We start from the raw sequence: 20,144 nt of genomic DNA on the forward strand, positions 1-20,144 counted from the left end.
TCCGTGCGATTTTGTTTTCGCGGATCGCGGAGCGCGATCTCGCGTAAACCGGATGAGTGGCGATTTGACAGGGAGGCTTGAGCCGCGCATGAGAGGAAGAACGCCGGAACCCGCGCCATGCCCGTTGTGATCGACCTGCTCAATTCCGACCCGCGCCAGAGCGGCGGCGAACGCCCGCGCCATCCCGAAAAGGCGCATCGGCCGGACCAACCCATCGCGCGCAAGCCAGACTGGATCCGCGTCAAGGCGCCGGGGTCGCCCGGCTGGGCCGAAACCAAGGCCATCGTCAAGGCCAACGGACTGGCCACGGTGTGCGAGGAAGCCAATTGCCCCAACCAGGGCGAGTGCTGGGAGCGCAAGCACGCCAGTTTCATGATCATGGGCGGGATCTGCACCCGCGCCTGCGCCTTCTGCAATGTCGCCACCGGCTTGCCCAACCCGCTCGACGCCGGCGAACCCGATCATATCGGCGCGGCCACGGCCAAGCTCGGTCTTGAGCATGTGGTGGTGACCTCGGTCGATCGCGACGATCTCGCCGATGGCGGCGCCGCCCATTTCGCCGCGACCATCGCCGCGATCCGGCGCCTCAGTCCGAACACCACGATCGAGGTGCTGACCCCGGACTTCTTGCGCAAGCCCGGCGCGCTCGAAGTGGTGGTGGCGGCCAGACCGGACGTGTTCAATCACAATCTCGAAACCGTGCCGTCCAACTATCTGAATGTGCGGCCGGGCGCGCGCTATTTTCATTCCCTGCGGCTGTTGCAGCGGGTGAAGGAACTGGACCCGGAAATGTTCACCAAGTCCGGCATCATGGTCGGCCTGGGCGAGACCCGCAACGAAGTGCTGCAACTGATGGACGACATGCGCTCGGCCGACGTCGATTTCCTGACCATCGGCCAATATCTGCAACCGACGAAAAAACATTATCCGGTCAAGGCGTTCGTCACGCCCGAGGCGTTCAAGGCCTACGAGACATTGGCCTATTCCAAGGGCTTCCTGCTGGTGTCGGCCTCGCCGCTGACCCGCTCCTCGCACCATGCCGGCGAGGATTTCACCAAGCTGCGGGCGAAACGGCGCCAGCTTTGCGGGCAGGGAGCAGGCGTCTGACATGCCGTCGTTTCGCACCAGCCATGTTGTCAAGCACTCACCGGAGCAGATGTTCGATCTGGTCGCCGACGTCGAATCCTATCCGCAATTCGTGCCGCTCTGCGCCGCCATCAAGATCAAGCGCCGCTTTTCCGCCTCGGATGGGACGGAGGTATTCGTCTCGGAAATGGAGGTCGGCTACAAGGCCGTTCGCGAACGATTCACCAGCCGCGTGGTGCTGAACCGCGCCGCGCGCCGCATCGACGTCACCTATGTCGATGGCCCCTTCAGCCATTTGGAAAACCGCTGGACCTTCGCCGAGGCTGACCCCGGCCGCTGTCGCGTGGAATTCTTCATCGCCTATGAATTCCGCAACCGCATGCTGGCCACGCTGATGGGCGGCATGTTCGACGCCGCCTTCCGCAAGTTTTCCACAGCCTTCGAGGCGCGGGCCGACCAGATTTTCGGTGTTTGAGCGTTTTGCGCGGTGGAAGCAATCATGCGGTTAAGAAAGTATTAATGACGATACGTCAAGTAAAACGGCGGCTGGCAGGACAATGAGACGACATTGCCACCGGGACTGTCGGTCGGCAGGTCTTCGCATGACTTCAGGCAACGACCTCCGCGCGCAACAGCCGCCGAGGACTGCTGGCGTTTTTCCGTGCAAGGGCGGGCAAGGGAACGTGCAAACGAAATGGAGAGGGGCGGCGGGACGTTAGCGGCGCGGCGATCCTGTCGGCGTTGATCGCCTGTCCAAATCGCTGGAACTGTCCCCAAAAAGTGACGGCCCCGTCGCCTGGGGCGCACGGGGCCTTTTAATTCGCTCTATGGCGAATTCCGATAAAAATCAGAAGGTTAAGCGGATTTTACCCGCGCATGAACTGTGGTGGATTGTCTGATCTGTTTCTCCCTTCGATTGGCGGCAAATCCCAGACGCCCGCGAAATAGCGCGCGTCACGCCCCGTCAAGGGCCAGAGGTCAATTGGCACTGCGGTGGAGTCATGCTCCCGCTCCGTCTTCCCATTCTGCCGACCAGCTACGTGGCGCGGCGCTCCAGGTCAGAAGGTCGATTCGCAAGAGGTTGCGCGACGTTTTAAGCCCGAAACCCAGCTTGCGGGGAACGATCAGTTTATTGCTCGCCACGTGGGTTCGTAGCCCTGGGCGTTGGCCTCATCTTGAAAGCGGCTCCGCACGTCTTTCAATCAAGGCTGCAATACATGAATACTGACATCTTTTTTCACGGCGTCAACTGGAAAATTGCGTCCGCCCGTTCCTCCTGAAAAATGGGCGATCCCGGTCAACCCGCCATGGAATCGTCATCCAGGCCGGCTTATCCTTGGCTCGAATCAAAGGGAGAACCGCCATGCGATGGGCGACGAGAGCGTGCCTTTTCCTGCTTGCCCTGCTGGTCGTCCCCCGCGGCGCGATGGCGGAGCCGGCGCGGCGGCTCGATCACGTCTTCGTCCTCGTTCTGGAAAACCACGGCTTCGACGACGCCTTCCTGAACGGGCCGACGCCTTTCCTGCGCGAACTCGCGGCGAGCGGCGGGCTGGCGACCAATTATTTCGGGGTCGCCCATCCCAGCCTGCCGAACTATCTCGCCCTGATCGGCGGCGACACTTTTGGCGTGCGCGACGACCGTCCCAGCTGTTTCGCCAGCGATCTAACCCCCGGCGCCGCCTGCAACCGCGTCGAGGGCGAAAGTCTCGTCGGCCAGTTGGCGGCGGCGGGCCTGACTTCCGCGCTTTACGCGGAAAGCCTGCCGGAGCCGGGCGCGATGGTTACGGCCGCGCCCTCGCGCGCGCAGGCGCTGTATGCGCAAAAGCACAATCCCATCGCCTATTTCGCGGCCCTGGCGCAAAATTCCGAGGCGCTGGCGCGCGTAAAGCCGCTGGAGGCGCTGGCGCGCGATCTGGAGCAGGGGGCCGCGCCGAATTTCGCGCTGATCGTTCCCAACCAGTGCCACGACGGTCACGGTCTGGAAATCTGCCATGATCGCGACCAGTTGGCGCGCGACTATGACGACATGGCGCGCGAGGTTTTCGCAAAAGTTCGGGCGTCAAGGGCCTGGACGGAGCGGTCCGTCTTCGTCGTGGCCTTCGACGAGGGCGCGCGAACGCTCTATCCGGAGGCGCAGCCGTCGGAGTTCACCCGCGCTGTCGGCGGCGCCGACAACCATATCGCGACATTCGTCGCCACGCCCTGCGGCAAGCCGATCCAGGAGCCGGCGCGGCGCGATCATTATGCGCTGCTGGCGACCATCGAGGACGGCTTCGGCTTGCCCCGGTTGCGCAAGGCGGCCGGCGCCCCCGCGATGGACGCGCTGTTCTTTCCGGCCTGCGACGGGTCGAAAGCGCGAGATTGAGCGCGCCGGTTCGGAACGCTGGCGCCGGCGGCTTCGCTCGTCGAAAATGTTCTTCGCTCGGGACCGATGACGAAGCGCGGGAAAAGTCTCGATGCGTGATCGGATGGCGCGGGGAGCCTGGCATGGGACTCGCGCCATCTCGCGAAAAGCTCAGTTGAGGCCGTTGGAAACCTTGATGAACTTGGCGTTCAACTTGGTGCCGACCGTCGTCAGGGTCGCGATGGCCACGACGGAGATGAGCGCGGCGATCAGGCCATATTCAATGGCCGTGGCGCCTGACTCATCTCGAAGAAAAACTCTGAACACTCGCATGTCTCGCACTTTCAAATTGGCCTCGCGGTCAAAGCCTGTTTCGCTGCGAGTTAAAGTTGTAGCGCCAAAAAGTTTCGCGCGGCTTTACGTAAAGTAACAATATTGACCATACGGCCATAGTGGCTCTTAAGTCGGCGTTATGAAAGGAAAAAGTCACCGGAGCGCTTCGCGGCGGGGCGGGCGCGTATCGCGCCGACAAAGGCGAAGAATTTCTGCGCCAAGCCGGAATCGTGGTAACTCTGACGGCTGGCGCGGACGCGACGGGGCTGGGGCGAATGGCGGAACACAAGATCGATGCATTGCTGGCGCTGCATGGCGGCGGGCGCTTCCTGGTGGGCCGGGACCGCATAAAACTGCTGGAGAAGGTCGCGGAATTCGGCAGCATCGCCAAGGCGGCCAAGGCCACGGGCTTCAGCTACAAGACCGCCTGGGATTCGGTCAACGCGGTCAACAACCTGCTGCCGACGCCGGCGTTCCTGACCCGGCCGGGCGGGCGCTCGGGCGGCGGCGCCGAGGTCACGCCGGAGGGCCTGCGCCTGATCGCCACCTTCCACAAGCTCGAGGAGAAACTGTCGCGCATCTCCAACCTGATTGCTGAAGAGGGGCTGGAGGGCCAGGAGGAGGCGCTGCTGTGGACCGTCGGCGCCCGCGTATCGGCGCGAAACGTGTTCCAGACCGAAGTGGCGACCATCCGGCGCTGGCCTGTTGATGTCGAGGTCACGCTGACATTCGCGCTCGACCAGCAGATCCACGCCATCGTCACCAATGAGGCGACCGACGACCTGCAACTCGCGCCGGGGCGGCGCGCGCTGGCGCTGGTGAAATCCTCCTTCATCAGGCTGGCCGCGCCCGACCGCCCCGAAGGCGCCCGCAATCATTTCGTCGGCGAAGTCAAGGAGCGCACCGACGCTGAGCGCAACAGCGAGATCCATCTCGACATCGGCCACGGCAAGACCCTTTACGTGGTCACGCCGCGCGAAACGGTGGAGGCTCTGAAATTGCAGCCCGGCGCCCAGGCCGCGGCCCAGTTCGACGCCAACCATGTGATCCTGGCGGTGAGCTGAATTTTTCCGCCGCCAGAGAATATTTACTTCCGTTCGGTATAATCAAGGTCGGCGCCGGCGGCTGACGCGGCGCTGCTTGCTGGATGGCGCGTATGAGTTTGCCGCACCCCTCCTTTCCCGACCCCGACTTCGACCTGAACCGCGCCCGCGCGCCGCAGGCCAAGCCGGACTTCTATTTCGCCGACATGCGCGCCCTGGCGCGCCGGGTCGCCGCCGAAGCCGCGCGGGATATCGACGTTCCGCCGCCGGCGCGGGCCGTGTCGCAACCGGCGATCATCGGCGCGGCGCTGCTGTTCGACCTCGGCGCTTTCCTGGCGTCCGGCATTCTGTCGCACATGCGCGCGCTCGGCGGCGCAGCGCCGGACCTGAAATTCCTGATATGGGGCCTGTTTCTGGCGACGGCGGTCGGGATGTTCACGTTGCAGGCGCGCTGGACCTACACCATCCGCGCGCTGGCCGATTTCCCCCGCCAGACCCTGAACCTGATGCTGGCTTTCGCGCTGGCCATCGCCATCTGGGACGCCGATTGTGTGCTCGCCGGCTTCGAACAGACCGCCTTTCTGCGGCAATGGAGTCTTGATTGGTTCGCCTGGGGCGTCGGCGCCACGGTTTTGTCGCGCGCCCTGCTGGCGCTGGCGATCGGCGCCTGGACGCGGCAAGGCGCGCTCGCCCGCCGCACCGTGATCGTCGGCGGCGGCGAACAGGCGCTCGAAACCATCCGCCGCCTCGAAGCCTCCGGCAAGGGCGCGCTCGAAATCCTGGGCGTGTTCGACGACCGTGACCGCACCCGCCTGCCGGACGGCCTCGGCCGCTACCGCCTGCTCGGCGCCTTCGACGATCTCGAAAAATTCTGCCGCAATCAGAAGGTGGACCTTCTCATCATCGCCTTTCCGCTGACGGCGGAGAAACGAATCCTGCACGTCTTGCAAAAACTGTGGGCGCTGCCGGTTGACGTGCGTATTTCCGCGCTGGGCGGCAAGCTGCGCCTGCGCGACCGCGCCTATAATTTCATCGGCGACGTCCCGTTCCTTCCGGCCTTCGACAAGCCGATGAAGGATTGGGAAGTCGCGCTCAAGGCGATATTCGACCGCTGCGTGGCCCTGCTCGCCATCGTCGTGCTGTCGCCGCTGTTGGCGCTGCTGGCGCTGGGCGTCAAACTGTCGTCGCCCGGCCCGATCCTGTTCGTGCAAAAACGCTACGGGTTCAACAACGAGGAATTCGGCGTCTACAAATTCCGCTCGATGTATACAGACCAATGCGATCACGCCGCCGCGAAACAGGTCACGCGCGGCGACCCGCGCGTGACCCCGTTCGGGGCCTTCATCCGCCGCGCGTCGCTCGACGAACTGCCGCAACTGTTCAACGTGCTGCGCGGCGACCTGTCGCTGGTCGGCCCGCGCCCGCACGCGCTGAAAAGCGCGGCCGCCGGACGCGCCTACGAGGCGGTGGTGGTGAACTATTTCGCCCGCCACCGCGTAAAGCCGGGCATCACCGGCTGGGCGCAGATCAACGGGTGGCGTGGCGAGACCGACACCGAGGAAAAGATCGAACAGCGCGTCGCCCACGACCTGCATTATATCGAGCATTGGTCGGTCTGGCTGGACATCGGGATTCTTCTCAAGACGCCCATCGCCGTGCTGTGGGGCAAGAACGCGTTCTGAAACGGATCCAAGCTCCACCTCCTCGCAAGCCGGAACTCTCTCCCTCTCCTCACGGCGCCGGCGAAATCAGCGCCCCCGTCGTGGCGATATAGGGATAGCGGCAGTGGCCGAAATCCACTGTCTCCCGCGAAACCGCGTAAACCTGCCGCAGCAACGCCCGCAAATTGCCGCTCACCATGGTTTCCGACAGTGCGTGGCGGATCTCGCCATCCTCGATATAGAACGAGTTCTTGGCCACGCCGGCGAAATCGAGCGCGCTGTTGGGAACGCCGCCGGAAAAGCGCGACAGCAGGACGCCGCGCTTCACGCCCCCGACGATCTCGGCCAAAGGCGTATCGCCGGCCGGAACGACGAAATTTTGCGCGCCCGCCGTCTGGGCGCGGCCGAGTTTTCGCGCCATGAAGAAATCGACCAGAAAATCGTCGAGCACCCCGTCCTTGATCACATCGAGGTCGCGCGTCGGCACGCCATAGGCGTCGAAATCGGCGCCGCCCGCAAACGCGCGCGGGCGGTTGAGCAGCGAAAAGCACGGGCTGGCGATAAGCTCGCCCTGGCGGTCCTTGAACGGCGATGTGCCCGCGAACAGGGCATGGCCCGAGAGCGCTCCCGCCAGCGGGCCGATCACGGTATCCGCGCTGTCGGGCGTAAAAATCACGTCGCCAAGGAATTTTTCCGGCGCGGGTTTCGAGTGCAGCGACCGCACCGCTTCGTCGAGCAAACGGCGCAGCGTTTCCGCCGCCAGCAGGTCGGCGCGCGGCGCGAAACTTTGCCAGCCGGTGTGGTTGAACGAGGTGGACCGACCGCCGTCTCGCGCGGAAAACATCAAGCCGAAGGCATAGGCCCCGCGCCGACTGTGTTGGCGCAGGCCGCGCGAATTGGCGAAGCCGGTTTCTGTGTCGTTGAAGGCGGAAATCACGCCATCGGTCATGATTTTCGGATAGTCCCGCGCCAGCGCCGCGCCAAAATCCGTCATCGCCGCCGCCATGGCCGCGCGGTCCGGCCGCTCCGGCCCGTGGCGGGTCGCAACCGCCTCGACCCCCTCGGCGACGCCATTGGCGTCGTCGGGAACGCCGGCTTGCGCCGCGATGAGGGCGCCGGCGACCGCCTCCGCCAAATCCTCGTCGCGCCCCCCGGTGATGCTTGCCGCGCCGCGCTTGCCATCGCGGAAAACGGTCAGGTCGATGCGCAAACTGTCCACGCTGCGCGCCAGACTGGCGCGGCGGCTGGAATAATCGATCTCGAAATAGGCCGAGCGCGCCGCCGTGGCCTGCGCCTCGTCCGCCCCCGCCTTGCGCGCCAACGCCACGGCCTGTTCGGCCAGATCCAGCGGCGCGCTCATGACCGTCCCCCCACATTGATGCGGCATTTGATCGCCGGTCCGCCCATGCCGACCGTGATCGGCTGCTTCTTGCCGCACCAGCCCGAGGGCGACCACGACAGCGTGTCGCCGACATGGGTGACGCTCTGAAGCATGTCGAAGGCGACGCCTGAAATCGTGGTGTCGCGGAGCGCGCGCCCGAGCTTGCCGTCCCGGATTTCGCGGCCGCAATTGACGCCGAACATGAATTCGCCGGTGAGGTCGGCCTGCCCGTTGGTGGCGCGGCGGAAGTAATAGCCATGCTCGACAGCGCCGATCATGTCGTCGAGCCGGTCGTCGCCGGGCAGGATGCAGGTGTTGCGCATGCGGATGATCGGCTCGTCGGAAAAAGCGAAGGCGCGGGCGTTGCCGGCGGGCGCGGCGCCCAGGCGTTGCGCGGTGTCGCGATTGTGCAGGAAGTTTTTCAACACCCCCTTGTCGATGAGCAGGACATCCTCGCAGGACGCGCCCTCGTCATCGACATGGATGGCGAAGCTAGATCGGCCGTCCGGCCCGCGTCCGGAAAAATCCCCGAGCGTGATCTTCTCGCTGGCGACCTTTTCGCCGAGCCGGTCGCCCGCCACCGAGCCGGCCAGCACCAGATCGGCCTCGCAGGTGTGGCCAACCGCCTCATGGGCGAGAATGCCGGCGACATTGGAGTCTAGCACGACGTCATGCGGCCCGGCTTCGCAGAACGCCCCCTCGGCCTTTTGCCGCAGGTCGGCGTAAAGCGCGTCGATGCGCGCGAGCAGGGCGTCGGTGTCGTGGAGATGATCCTCGATTTCGCCGAAGCCGCCGAGCGAATCGTAAAGGTCGACAATGCCGTCGCTGGCTTCCAGCGCCAGGCTGATGTTGAAGATCACCTGGGGCGCGGCGGAAAAGGTTTTGGCGCCGCCGGAGGTCGCCAGCGCCTTTTCGCTGCAAAACGCGGTCAGGTTGAGATCGCGGCTGACGAGATCGGGATATTTTGTGGCGATGGCCGCGTCGAGCGCGCGGAACAGGTCGATCCGCTCGGCGGCGGTGAATTTGGCGCGCCCGGCGCGGCGATGATCGAAGGAACCGCATCCCGGCGCGACCGGCGCCAGCGGCGACGCCTTGGCGCGGGGCGCCAGTTCGGCGTTTTCGGCGGCCAGCGCCAGCGCCCGGTCGATCGCATCGACAGGCCCGTCGGGCAGGGCGGCGAAGCCGAACGCGCCCTTGCTGAAAACCCGCGCCGAAACCCCGCTGGCGCGCGCGCTCTGGTTGGCGAGCAGCACGCCCTTGCGCATGGTCATGGCCAAGGTTTCGTTGGCGTGCCAGCGCAGCACGACCTCCGCGTTGGAGGCTTGCGCCTTGGCGGCGAGTTGGTGAAGCATCGAGAACCTTTGCTGCTGGACCGCGCTCGGGCGGTGAGCCTCGACAGGGCGATCGTATGAATCTTTCGCGAACACGCCGATCGGCAAGTCAATCGGATTGACGCGTTGGCATGGTACAGGCGAAAGTCGACGCGATGAAGTTGGGTTCGGGTTCCGTGCGTCGTTATCTCAAACAAGTTCAGCTTGGAATTTTCGCTTTGGCGGCGCTGGTGGCGGCGGCGGCCGGAGTCGTCATGCTGTCGCCGAAGCCGCAGGCGCAATCCCAACCGGCGCCGCAAGCGCAACCGGAGCAAGCGCCCGCGCAACCCGCCTCGCCGCCGCTCGCGGTCAAGCCGGTGACCACGCAGCCGATCGCGCCGGAGGCCCAAACCTTCGTCCCGCCGGACCCGGAGCTGGAATCCGCCTGGGCGGACAAATTGCGGGAAGCGCCGGATTATCGCGCCTTCTTCAACCGCATGCGCGCGGACTTCCCCGCCGAATGGACGCAAAGCCTGCGCGATGCTTCGGCCGAGGGCGGTTTGCGCAAGCCGGAGGGCGTCGATCTGCTGATGAGCCTCGCCGTTCAGGCGGCGCGCGCCAAGAGCGGGCTGCTGGCGGCGCGGGCGGGCGGCCCGGCGCTTGACCGGCTGTTCGCCGGGCAACGCGCGGTGGCGCGGCAACTGGCGACCTCCGATTCGGCCTTGTGCCTCGATTTTCTCAATGGCGCGGCGGCGCAACGCTTCACCCTGTTCGCGGCGACCCACCGCGCGCTCATGGCCGGCCAGGCGCTCGCCGGGCTCGACGCCATCGGCGATGGCGCCAAGGCCAGGATCCAGCGCGAGACGCCGACACAGGCCGATTTCGACCAGCTTGAAAAGGCGTTGCGCGAGAAAGGCCTGCCATCGGAGGCGATCGCGCTGTTGCTCGACGGCAAGCAACCGGCGACGCCCATTCCCGACGATAAGGCCTGCAACAACGGCGTCGTCTATCTCGAAACCCTGGCGCGCCTCGACGAACCCGCGCGGATGCGGCTGTACGCGCTGGCGGTGACGTTGATGGCGCACGATTAGGCGACGAAGCGAAATAACCGCTTCAATTCCGGCGCCAGATAAGCACCAGGACTCGCTGGCGCGCTTCCCTTCTCCCCTTGCGGGAGAAGGTGGCCCCGAAGGGGCCGGATGAGGGGTTCGTCCCCGGATTTCAAACGGATATGCGGCGGTTGGCGCGCTTATCTTGCCACGTCGCCTTAGTTAGGCATTTTCTTCACGCGAACCGGCATCCGGCGGAACCGCCTCGCAGACAGGTTTTTTCCGCCAGTGGCCGTAGCGCCAGGGATGCAGGGCGTCGGCGCCGGGCGAAAAATGTTTCGGGACCGGATCGAAGCCGGAATCGCCCAAAGGGTGGCAGCGGCACAGGCGCGACAGGCCGAGCCAACCGCCGGCCCAAAGACCGTGGCGGTCGAGCGCCTCGTCCATATAGGCCGAGCAGGTCGGCAGATAGCGGCATTGCCGGCCGATCAGGCCGGACAGGGTGAGCTGATAGACGCGAATCAGCCCGCGCGCCGCGAGGCGAGGTCCTTTTTCGGGCTTGAACACGAGAGCGCCGTTCTCCTTGCGCGTTCTCCTCGGACGTTCCGGAACTGTTGCAAGAAAACGACGCCCGCGACAATCCCTCGTCGACGGGTCTTCCGCGACTGTTCACCGTTTTGGTCGGCTGCTACAACCGACTCAATCAGGAGATTCCGTTTTGAAATTCGCAGTTCGCAACATCCTCGCCACGCTGGCGGTGGGCGCCGCGTGCGCCGCCCAGGCGGCGGACCTTCCGTCGTCCAAGGCGCCGGCCGCGCCCGCGCCCACGCAGGAGGACTGGTTCGTCACCGTGTCCGGCCAAGTCAGCTTCGGACCGTCCTATCCGGGCGCCAAGAGCTACGATTTCTCCGGGATTCCCGGCATCAGCCTGCGCCGCGTCGGCGAGAAGGAGCCGTTTGGCACGCCGGACGACGGCTTCAGCTTCGCCTTCTACAATAACGATCTGTTGCGCTTCGGCGCGGTCGGCCGCTTGGTCGGCGACCGCGCGGTCCACGACAATAACGCGCTAAAGGGCCTCGCCTATGTGCCTTACAGCCTGGAACTGGGCGGCTTCGCGGAAGTCACGCCGGTCTCCTGGGGCCGGTTGCGTCTGGAGCTGCGCCAAGCGGTGTCGGGCCACGACGGCCTCGTCGCCACTGTCGGCGGCGATGTGTGGCAGAGCTGGAACGGTTTTACCCTGTCGATCGGCCCGCGTCTCAATTTTGGCAACGACAAATACGCCTCGACCTATTTCAGCGTGTCGCAGGCCCAGGCCAACGCCAATATCGGCGCTGGCGGCAAGCTCTATGCGTATAACGCCGTTGGCGGCCTGACCTCCGCCGGCGCCACGACGGCGCTGCGTTACGACGTCAATGAAAACTGGCGCGCCACGGCCTTCGGCACTTACCAGCGCCTGACCGGCAGCGTCTCCAACAGCCCGCTGGCCTACAGCGTCGGCAATGGCGACCGCAACCAATGGACCTACGGCCTCGAAGTCGCCTATCGGTTCCGGACCACCGGCCAGTTCATCCCCGGCCTGTTCTGATCCGCTGCAAGGCAAAGGCGCGAAACCCGACCTTTTGCATCCCGCCCGGCCCATGGCCGTGGCGGGATTGCATTGTCGGCAACGGTCTGTCGCGAATGGCGCGAAGTGGTCCGCAAAACGCTTCGAAAAATGCTCACAGCGTCTTGAGATATTCGATCAAGTCGAACCGCTCGGCGTCGGTCAGAGCGCGGCCAATGACGCCGGCGCCGGGCTTGGCTTCGCCGTTTTCAAAGGAATGGCCGCCAATTCCGTTGCCCGCGATCGGCTGGCCGCCGCGATCCACGGCCTCGAACAGGGTTTCGCCCACCGTGCAGGCCTTGCTTCCGCCCTCCGGCGTCGCGAAGCCCACCGTTTTTGGATCGAAGTCGCCGCCGCCGATGCAGAATTTCCTCGGCCGTTCCGCTGCGGGGCGCAGCAGCCAATAGAGCGAGGGAACCGAACCATTGTGCAGATAAGGCGCCGTGGCCCAGATGCCGTTGAGGGGGCGGGTGCGGTAATAAGGTTGATCGGCCCCCGTATTGGGGCAGTTCTTTAAGGGCCCAAACGCCGCCGCGCGAACGGCGGGCGCGATCTGGTTGTCATCCATCCATTTGCGGATGACATTGTCCACCGTGGCCATCAGCGCCAGCGAGAACGGCATCCGTCCCGAAGGCGACACGGCGCCGGACAAATCCACGCCGCAGGACCAGCGCTCGGAAATGTCGCGCTGAGGCGCGATGTCCAGCGGCCTGGGCGTATCGACCTCCCGCGTTTTCAGCACCAGCGCGCGCCCTTCGTCCGTGCCGACGGTCTGGTATGGTATCTGCGGCGGCGCGAGGATTTGTTCCGCGCCGCCGCGCACAGGAATCCAGTTTTTGGACGTCCAGAACCGCTTGTCCGGATAGGCCTGATCGAATTCGGCGTCGCCGATTGGGCCGAGATGGCATCCGGAACACAGTTCCGCGTAGAGCCTCCGGCCGCGCGAAACCTTTTGCGGGTCGATCTTCCAGGCGGCGTCGTCGGGAAACAGCGATTGCGGCCATTGCGGCGCCGCCAGTCCGCCGAACGACGGCCGCTCGGCCGCGCCGAACGGATCGGGGCCACGCAATAAATCTTCGACCCATAGGACATTGGCGACCTTGACCGTGGAGCGATACAGACCGTCCGCCCCGGTCAGGTTCAATTGCGCGGCGACGCCCATGGCCTCGCCGACATTGCGGATCAACGGATGTTCGATGGAAGAATCGTATTGCGCCCAGAGGAACCAGGGCGCCGTCCAGATGTGAGGAAAGCTGACCGGCGCGTCGGTCGCATGGAAATTGCCGTTGGGCGCCGGGTGGTTCGGGCGCGACAGGTCGGTGAAGAACACCTGGTTGCCGATGCGGTTCAAGGCGTCGAGGCGGCCCGGTCCGTCTCCCGTGGCTTTTTGGCCGGCGTCATGCGTGATCTGGCCGGTTTTCATCGCAACGGCGACAATGTCCGCGATGGTCGCCTCGAGCTTTTGTTTCAAGGCGGTCTTGTCGGCGTCTCCAGCGCCTTCGCCCAGGACGCGCGTCGCGAAACGGTCGAACCGGCCCGGCGCATAACGCGCGTAAAGCAGCGATTGCACCAGGATCGACTGCAATTTATCGAGATCGATCACAGCGCCCGCGCCGTCGATCCGCAGCGTGACTCCCTGATATTCCACGTGCCCGGTGTGGCAGGCGGCGCAAGTCAAGCCAACGCCATCGGGCTGAGCGGCGCCGCTGATCGGATCCTTCGCGCCGGCGAGGCGCGCGAAGCCGACCGGCAGAGCGTCGTCATTGGGCGCGGGCTCCCAGGCGAGCGAGGTCGATGGCTTGATCTCCGGGGGCTGGGGCGCCGAACTCCAGCCAAAACCGGCGGCGCGCAAGTCCGTGGCGCTGGCGTCGGTCTTCGGGCTGGGGATGAAGCCGAACCTTTGCAGATAGTCCGGGTCGCGCAACAGGCCGGGCTGCCGGAACAGCGAAAGATAGGGCTGTTCCAGGGCGACGAACCAGGCGTAGGGGATGGGAAAGGTGGCTGTGCCCTGGCCGGCATGGTGGAACCAGCGGCGATCGTCCAGACGCCAATTCTGGTCGAGCCAATAGGCGGCCTTGACCGGCTTCGCCTTGGGCAGCGGCGGGGGCAGCAACGGCGTCAGCCAGTTTGGCGCCACGCCGGAGATCAGCGTCACCGCCTCATCCGGGAATTCAATCGCCGCAACGGCCGAAGCCGCGACGAGCGCGACAGCGGCGCCAGACCCAAGTAAAATCTTCTTGATGGACATGATGGCCTCTTTTGCAATCAGGGCGGCGGCGGTTCGCGCCGCGCGCGTCATTTCAACAATTGATTGGCGGCCGGAGTCTTCGCAGGGGGCCGCGCGTTGCGGTGAGCGGAATAGACTCTTTGGTTGGCGGCGCGCTAGACACAGGCGTGGACAGCAACGCGAGTCCAAAGCCGGAATGTACACTGTATTTTGTAGTAAAAACGAAGTGCGGAGTGCGATCCATGGCCGCCTCATCAACATCATTGGTGCACGCTAAACAATTACATGACAAACATTGATCTGCGTCAATGTGAATTTGCGTATTGATGAATCTGATGATGCGAGTCGCCCCGGACGAGGGCCCAAATTGGCGCAGGCCCTCCTTTGGCAGCGAGGCTTATAGCGGCCTGCGCTCCACCGATTGGAGCCGTGCGACAGATCGAGTCGGATTTGGATTTGGCCGGCTGTCGCGTCGCGGTTGAACAGCGGGCCTGACGACAGTCTTCAGCCGCGCCGGGTCAATACCGCCGCTTGAGATGGTCTTCCAGATAGACCAGCGCCGCTTGGCGATCATTGTCGTTGGCGGCGCGAATCGCTTGGTCGTATTGCGCGTGGATCCACTCCTGCGCCTTGCCGCTTGCGCCTTCGCGGGCCAGCGTCATCCACATCAGGCCGCGCGCGCGCTGCGCCGGCACGCCGTCGCCGGAAAACAGCATCTGGCCAAGCAGCGCCTGCGAGTCCACATGGTTCTTCTCGGCCGCCAGATTGAGCCAGCGCGCCGCCTGCATGTGGTCCTTCGGCACGCCGGGCGCGCCATCGCGATAGAGGCGGGCGAGTTGGTATTGCGCGTTGGCGTCGGAAAAATGCGTAGCGGCATAGAGGAACAGTCGCAGGGCCTCCTCCGGGTCGGCCTGTAGCCGGTCGCCGGAAATCCCTTTCAGGTTGAACAGGCCGACGGCGACAAAGGCGCTGGCGACGACAGATTTCTCGCGCCAGTTGGCGGTATCCTCGTCATATTTGTCGACGATTTCCTGGAAATATTCATAGGCCTTGTAATCGTCGCGCTGCACCCCGTCGCCGTCTGCATACATCCGGCCGAGCTTCCATTGCGCCAGCGGTTCGCCGCCGGCCGCGGCGTATTTCAGCGCCTCGACGGAGGAGGCGGGATTGCCGGCGCTATAGCTTTCCAGCGCGGCTTGCAGCGCCTGTCGCGGATCCTTGAAGATTTCCAGCGGTCTTGTGGCGGCGGCGGCGGATTTCTCGGCGCCGTCGAAGGCGAGGGCGTCCCCATTCGGCGCGAGCGCGGCGGCGAACAGGGCTCCAACAAGTGTCGCCTGAAAAACACGCCCGTACCCGGCCATCGCCCATGTCCTCTCGGGATCGTCCAATCCCACCCGGGCGCCAAGCCCGTCGCCTTTTTATCTAGCGCGAACTAGCGTCCAGTTTATGGCTGAATCGCGGCGGAGGCTGCGCAACAAATCAAGGAAATGTGTTTGCCTGGGCCTTGTTGCGCCGCGGACACAGGTTTTGTCTTCAACTCAGGAAACGGGCGACAGGATCATACGGTTTCCGCTGGATCGCGACTCGCGATTCGCGGAAATAAAATCGCGCGGACTTCGTTGGATCGCGGATTTCATGTCACTCCGCCGCCTGCGCCCATTCGGCGCCGTTGAGCGCGTCGAGCAGGGCGGGCAGGGCGTCGGCGGCGACCGCGCAGCTGAACAAATAGCCTTGCGCCTGGTTGCAGCCTTCGCGTCGCAACGCCTCGAACTGGCCCTCGGTTTCCACGCCCTCCGCCACCACGGCCATGTCCAGGCCGTCGCACAGGCCGGCCACGGCCCTGATGATGGCGTTGCTCTTGCGCGACTGGCCGAGTTCGCAGGTAAAGCTGCGGTCGATCTTCACCTTGTCGAACGGGAAGATTTGCAGATAGCTCAGCGAGGAATAGCCCGTGCCGAAATCGTCCATGGCGATGCGCGCGCCAAGCGCCTTGATCGCATACAGGGTGGCGAGCGCGGTCTCCTTGTCCTTGATGAGGACGTTCTCGGTGATCTCCACTTCGAGCCGGCGGGGGTTCAGCCCGGTGTCCCGCAGAGTCGAGGCGATCTGCCCCACCAGATGGCGCGACTGGATTTGCACGGGCGAGAAATTCACGGCGAGGCCGATGTCCTCGGGCCAGCGCGCGGCGTCGGCGCAGGCGCGGCGCAGCACCCAGTCGCCCAGCGGCACGATCAGGCCGACTTCCTCGCACAGGGGAATGAACAGATCCGGCGCCAACAGGCCGCGTTCGGGATGGCGCCAGCGCAGCAGGGCCTCGAACGTCTTCACCCGCCGGGACTCCACGTCCATGATCGGCTGGTAGAACACTTCGAACTGCCCGTCCGTCATCGCCCGGCGCAGATCGAGCTCCAGCTCCCGGCGCATCTGCATGCGCTGGTTCATCTCCGGCTTGAAATAGCGCCAGACGCCGCGCCCGTCGGATTTGGCGTGGTAGAGCGCCATGTCGGCCGCGCTCAGCAGGCTTTCGGTTTCGCCGCCGTCCTGTGGGGCGAGGGCGATCCCGATGCTGACGCCGACGACGATCTGCTGGCCGTCGATGACGAAAGGCGCCGACAGCGTCTGGACCAGCCGCAGCGCCAGCGCCGAGGCCTCGCGCGGTTCGAGCAGGCAGGACTGGATGACGGCGAATTCGTCGCCGCCGAGCCGCGCCAGCGTGTCGGTGTCGCGCAATTCCTTGCGCAGCCTTTTGGCGGCGGCGTCGAGCAACCGGTCGCCGACGGGATGGCCCAGCGTGTCGTTGACCTCCTTGAAGCGGTCGAGATCGAGGCAGAGCAGGGCGAAGTTGACGCCCCGCCGCGCCAGCGCCAGCGCCTCTTCGAGCCGGACGCGGAACAGGCCGCGGTTGGGCAGGCCGGTGAGGGAATCATGGTTGGCGGCGTGGGCGAGGCGTATTTCCGCCTCGCGGCGCTCAGTGACGTCGATCGCCACGCCGATCGAGGAGGTCGCTTTCCCATTTGGCCCGAATATATAGCGTGCGCGCAATTCGATATAACGCAGCCGGCCGGTGCGCGGACAGGTGGTGCGGTAGTCGAGGCTGATGTCTTCGGCGCCGCCCTCCTCGGCGCGGCGCATTTCCGCGGCGACGCGATTTCGATCCTCGGGCACGATCCGTTCGAGCCATTGCGCGGTCGGGATCGGCCCGGCGCCTTCCGGCAGGGCCATGATGTCGCGGATGGCGGGTTCGGCGAGAATGACGCCGTTGACGATGTCGCGCCGCACCGTGCCGATTCGGCCCACCACCTGGCCGAGCCGCAGGATTTCCGTATTTTCGCGGGCCTGTTCGTCGGCGCGGCGGGCGTCGGTCATGTCGAGCAGGATGGCCACGCCGCGCAGGGGCGCGCCGGTCTCGTCGCGGGCGGTGACCATGGCGCTGATCCGCGCCCACACCACTTCGCCGTCGGGCAACAGGTGGCGCATGTCGCCCTCCCACTTGCCCTTGCTGCTCATGGCCTTGAGGAAGACGGGCATCAGGCGGGCGCCGTCGTCGGGATGCTGCACGTCGGGCGGCCCGAGGGTCATCAGCTCCTGTTCGCCGCGCCCGAGCATCTCGCACATGCGCGAATTGACGCGCGTGAATTTTCCGGTGCGGAAATCGCTCTGCGCGATCCCCGCTATATCCGAGGCGAACAAGGCCTCGATCATGGCGGCGTCGTCAGCCGGGGCGGGACTTTCCGCGGCGCCGAACAGGTTTTTCAGCTTGCGCCACAGCGGCTTCATCGCGACCCCATGTCGGCGCCGTCCTTGCGGAAGGCGCGAAATTCATGGCCTCTGACATGAAGCGCTGGAAAGGCCGCGACATTGCGCCCGCGTTGACGTTAAGCTGCAAAGGTGAACGGGCCGCAAAAGCGCGGGGTAAACTCTTCGTTTACGACGCCGCCGGCGCGGGCGCTCACGAGCGCCGTCGGCTTGGCGCAAAATCAAGACGCGCAAACAGAAAGCTATGCGGCGTGGCGCGGGTCGGCGGGAATGGCGACGCAGAAGGTCGTTCCCGCGCCGGGCGCGCTTTCCAGGGAAATGCGCCATCCGTGCCGGTCGCAGATGGTGGCGCAGATCGCCAGACCGATTCCCGCGCCCTTGACCCCGTCGCCACGGCGCAGGCGGACGAAGGGTTCGAAAATGCGCGCCTGATCCTCCCGGGCGATCCCCATGCCATTGTCGGAGAAACGCAAGACCATGCGCCCCTCGTCCTCGCCGGCGGTCAACGTGATCTCGGGCGTGACGCCGGGACGGCGGTATTTGATCGCATTGGTGAGCAGATTCACGAACAATTGCTCGACCAGGGTTTCGTCGCCGCGCAGCGGCGGCAGCGGCGCGATCCTGACCCGCGCCCGAGCCTCCGCGATGGCGACGGCGCAGGTCTTGACGACCCGCCCCATCAGCGCGTTGGCGTCGAAAGGCGCTGTCGCCAGCTCGCGATTGGCGGCCTGCGCAAAGATCAGGAGTTCGTTGATCAGGATGCGCAGGCGCTCGGCCGATTCGCGCAGCACCTTCAGGTAATAGGTCGCGTCATCGCCGATGTCCCCACCGCAATCGGTCACGAGCAGTTCCGAGAACTGCTGGATCTTGCGCAAGGGCTCCTGAAGGTCATGCGCCGCGATATAGGAGAATCGCTTCAGGCTGTCATTGGCGCGCGCGAGTTCGTTATTCGCAGCCTCCGCCGCCTCCCAGGCGGCGTGACGCTCGCTGACATCGAGGGAAATGCCGGACAGGCGAACGGGCGCGCCATTTTCGTCGCGCTCGACGCGGCCGAAAATCTCGATCCAGCGCAGGGCGCCGTCGGGCGCGCGCACGCGATATTCGCTGTGGTAATCCGGCGCGCCGGGCGCCAGCGACTCGCGCACGGCGCTTTCGGCCTGGGCGCGATCGTCTTCATGCACGGTTTCCATCCATTTGGCGAAGGACGGCGACTCGCGGGCGGGATCTAGCCCGTGCAAGGCGAAGAAATGCGGATCCCAGTTGGAGACCATGGCCCGGCAGTCCCATTGCCAGGCGGCGGCGCGCGCGCCTTCCAGCGCGAACCGCAACCGCTCCTCGCTGGCGCGCAAGGCGTCGTCGATCTCTGTCTGCCGGGTGATGTCGCGCAGGATTTTCGAGGCGCCGATCAGGCGCCCGTCGACGTCGCGCAGCGGCGAAATGGTCAAGGCCACGTCGATCGCCCGCCCATCCCTGGCCAGTCGCTGGGTGCGGTAATGTCGAGCGTCCTCGCTGGCGCGCAATTGCGCGACAATGGCGCTTTCTTCGGCGAGCAGATGCGACGGGAACAGCCGCGTCACCGGCTGCCCGATGATTTCCTCCGGGCGATAGCCGAGGATGCGCGTCGCGGCGGGATTCCAGCTGGCGATTCGGCCATCGAGCGTCTTGGTGATGATGGCGTCGTCGGAGGAATCGACGATCGCCGACTTCAATTGTTCGAGCGCTTGCGCGCGGGCCATTTGCGCCAGCGATTCGGACCAGACGCGCATGAGCGCTTCCACCAGTGCGACGGTCAGGATCGAGTTAAGAATGAATATGGCGAGGGCGACGATGTCGTCGCCACCTTGCGGGGGCGCGACGAATTCCAGCACGAGGGCGGCGCAGGCCAGCGCTGTGGTCGCGCCCAGGGCCGGCAAGCCGGACAGGGCGGCGAGGGTGACCACGGGAACGAAGGTGATATAGGGAATCTTGGCCGAATCGCCGAAAATGGCGATGCGCGCCGCCCAGGCCATGATGGCGATGGCCACGCCGGCGACGACGCAGAACCATGTCGGAACCTGCTCGCGCCAGCGGATCAGCGTGAGCCCCGCCCGCTTCGCCAACGGGGCCTTGAGGCCCGCCAAGACGCCCCCCTTGGCCGCGCCAGCCGTCTCCGGCGGGGGAACAGCCGTTCCCGAGGGAGGAAAATGCGCATTCATTGCGTTGACCCTCCCTCGGATCCATGAAGCGGCGGCGGATGATTGACGCTGCGTAACTATACTTGCGGCAAATCACAATATTAATTAATATTAACGTAATTTAAATGGAATCACAATTGCGGGGGCGACGATGGTGATGCTCAATTCCAGCCAGGG

At 65.1% G+C, this 20,144-nt stretch carries 15 protein-coding genes; 7 read left to right on the forward strand and 8 right to left on the reverse strand.

Annotated elements, in window-relative coordinates; translation table 11 throughout:
* Positions 1-117: 117 nt before the first annotated feature.
* The 3 genes from lipA to CCR94_RS20720 all read left to right on the forward strand — a co-directional run bounded on the left by lipA (position 118) and on the right by CCR94_RS20720 (position 3,451).
* Positions 118-1,107 (forward strand): lipoyl synthase, encoded by a 990-nt coding sequence (lipA, locus tag CCR94_RS20710; protein WP_104509804.1) that lies wholly within the window; start codon positions 118-120, stop codon positions 1,105-1,107.
* A 1-nt stretch (position 1,108) separates the two neighbouring features.
* Positions 1,109-1,561: a type II toxin-antitoxin system RatA family toxin gene (locus CCR94_RS20715; RefSeq protein WP_104509806.1), complete on the forward strand. Its 453-nt coding sequence runs from the start codon at positions 1,109-1,111 to the stop codon at positions 1,559-1,561.
* An 888-nt stretch (positions 1,562-2,449) separates the two neighbouring features.
* Positions 2,450-3,451 carry an alkaline phosphatase family protein gene (locus CCR94_RS20720; RefSeq protein ID WP_104509808.1) on the forward strand — a complete coding sequence of 334 codons (1,002 nt, stop codon included), beginning with the start codon at positions 2,450-2,452 and terminating at the stop codon, positions 3,449-3,451.
* A 150-nt stretch (positions 3,452-3,601) separates the two neighbouring features.
* Here CCR94_RS20720 and CCR94_RS20725 read toward each other — a convergent pair whose 3' ends face one another.
* Positions 3,602-3,763, reverse strand: a complete 162-nt coding sequence (locus CCR94_RS20725) for a Flp family type IVb pilin (RefSeq protein ID WP_104509810.1) — start codon at positions 3,761-3,763, stop codon at positions 3,602-3,604.
* A gap of 275 nt (positions 3,764-4,038) precedes the next feature.
* Here CCR94_RS20725 and CCR94_RS20730 point away from each other — a divergent pair, with 275 nt between their 5' ends.
* Positions 4,039-4,827: a TOBE domain-containing protein gene (locus CCR94_RS20730; RefSeq protein ID WP_104509812.1), complete on the forward strand. Its 789-nt coding sequence runs from the start codon at positions 4,039-4,041 to the stop codon at positions 4,825-4,827.
* Positions 4,828-4,919: 92 nt separating this feature from the next.
* A complete protein-coding gene (locus CCR94_RS20735; protein WP_244594160.1) occupies positions 4,920-6,488 on the forward strand; it encodes an undecaprenyl-phosphate glucose phosphotransferase in 1,569 nt (522 codons plus the stop codon).
* 49 nt (positions 6,489-6,537) lie between these two features.
* Here the strand turns inward: CCR94_RS20735 and CCR94_RS20740 are convergent, their stop codons facing one another.
* Both CCR94_RS20740 and CCR94_RS20745 read right to left on the reverse strand, forming a co-directional pair.
* Positions 6,538-7,827: a TldD/PmbA family protein gene (locus CCR94_RS20740; RefSeq protein WP_158254853.1), complete on the reverse strand. Its 1,290-nt coding sequence runs from the start codon at positions 7,825-7,827 to the stop codon at positions 6,538-6,540.
* Positions 7,824-9,200, reverse strand: a complete 1,377-nt coding sequence (locus tag CCR94_RS20745; RefSeq protein ID WP_104509815.1) for a TldD/PmbA family protein — start codon at positions 9,198-9,200, stop codon at positions 7,824-7,826. The genes CCR94_RS20740 and CCR94_RS20745 overlap by 4 nt, the downstream gene beginning before the upstream one ends.
* Before the next feature lie 110 nt (positions 9,201-9,310).
* Here CCR94_RS20745 and CCR94_RS20750 point away from each other — a divergent pair, with 110 nt between their 5' ends.
* On the forward strand, positions 9,311-10,249 hold the full coding sequence (locus tag CCR94_RS20750) for a hypothetical protein (protein ID WP_104509817.1): 939 nt from the start codon (positions 9,311-9,313) through the stop codon (positions 10,247-10,249).
* 180 nt (positions 10,250-10,429) lie between these two features.
* On the opposite strand, the gene yidD is transcribed toward CCR94_RS20750, so the two are convergent.
* Entirely contained in the window at positions 10,430-10,774 is a 345-nt protein-coding gene (yidD, locus tag CCR94_RS20755) for a membrane protein insertion efficiency factor YidD (RefSeq protein WP_104509820.1), read from the reverse strand.
* A gap of 151 nt (positions 10,775-10,925) precedes the next feature.
* Between yidD and CCR94_RS20760 the strand changes: the two genes are divergently transcribed.
* Positions 10,926-11,792, forward strand: a complete 867-nt coding sequence (locus CCR94_RS20760; RefSeq protein ID WP_158254854.1) for a MipA/OmpV family protein — start codon at positions 10,926-10,928, stop codon at positions 11,790-11,792.
* A 133-nt stretch (positions 11,793-11,925) separates the two neighbouring features.
* Here CCR94_RS20760 and CCR94_RS20765 read toward each other — a convergent pair whose 3' ends face one another.
* The 4 genes from CCR94_RS20765 to CCR94_RS20780 all read right to left on the reverse strand — a co-directional run bounded on the left by CCR94_RS20765 (position 11,926) and on the right by CCR94_RS20780 (position 19,988).
* Positions 11,926-14,058, reverse strand: coding sequence for a di-heme-cytochrome C peroxidase (locus CCR94_RS20765; RefSeq protein ID WP_146090126.1), 2,133 nt, complete (start codon positions 14,056-14,058; stop codon positions 11,926-11,928).
* Between the two features lie 497 nt (positions 14,059-14,555).
* A complete protein-coding gene (locus CCR94_RS20770) occupies positions 14,556-15,398 on the reverse strand; it encodes a tetratricopeptide repeat protein (protein WP_104509827.1) in 843 nt (280 codons plus the stop codon).
* Between the two features lie 277 nt (positions 15,399-15,675).
* Positions 15,676-17,814: a putative bifunctional diguanylate cyclase/phosphodiesterase gene (locus tag CCR94_RS20775; protein ID WP_104509830.1), complete on the reverse strand. Its 2,139-nt coding sequence runs from the start codon at positions 17,812-17,814 to the stop codon at positions 15,676-15,678.
* Positions 17,815-18,035: 221 nt separating this feature from the next.
* Positions 18,036-19,988 carry a sensor histidine kinase gene (locus CCR94_RS20780; RefSeq protein ID WP_104509833.1) on the reverse strand — a complete coding sequence of 651 codons (1,953 nt, stop codon included), beginning with the start codon at positions 19,986-19,988 and terminating at the stop codon, positions 18,036-18,038.
* Positions 19,989-20,144: the final 156 nt, after the last annotated feature.

It is taken from the genome of Rhodoblastus sphagnicola (assembly GCF_002937075.1).
GTDB classification, from domain to species: domain Bacteria; phylum Pseudomonadota; class Alphaproteobacteria; order Rhizobiales; family Beijerinckiaceae; genus Rhodoblastus; species Rhodoblastus sphagnicola.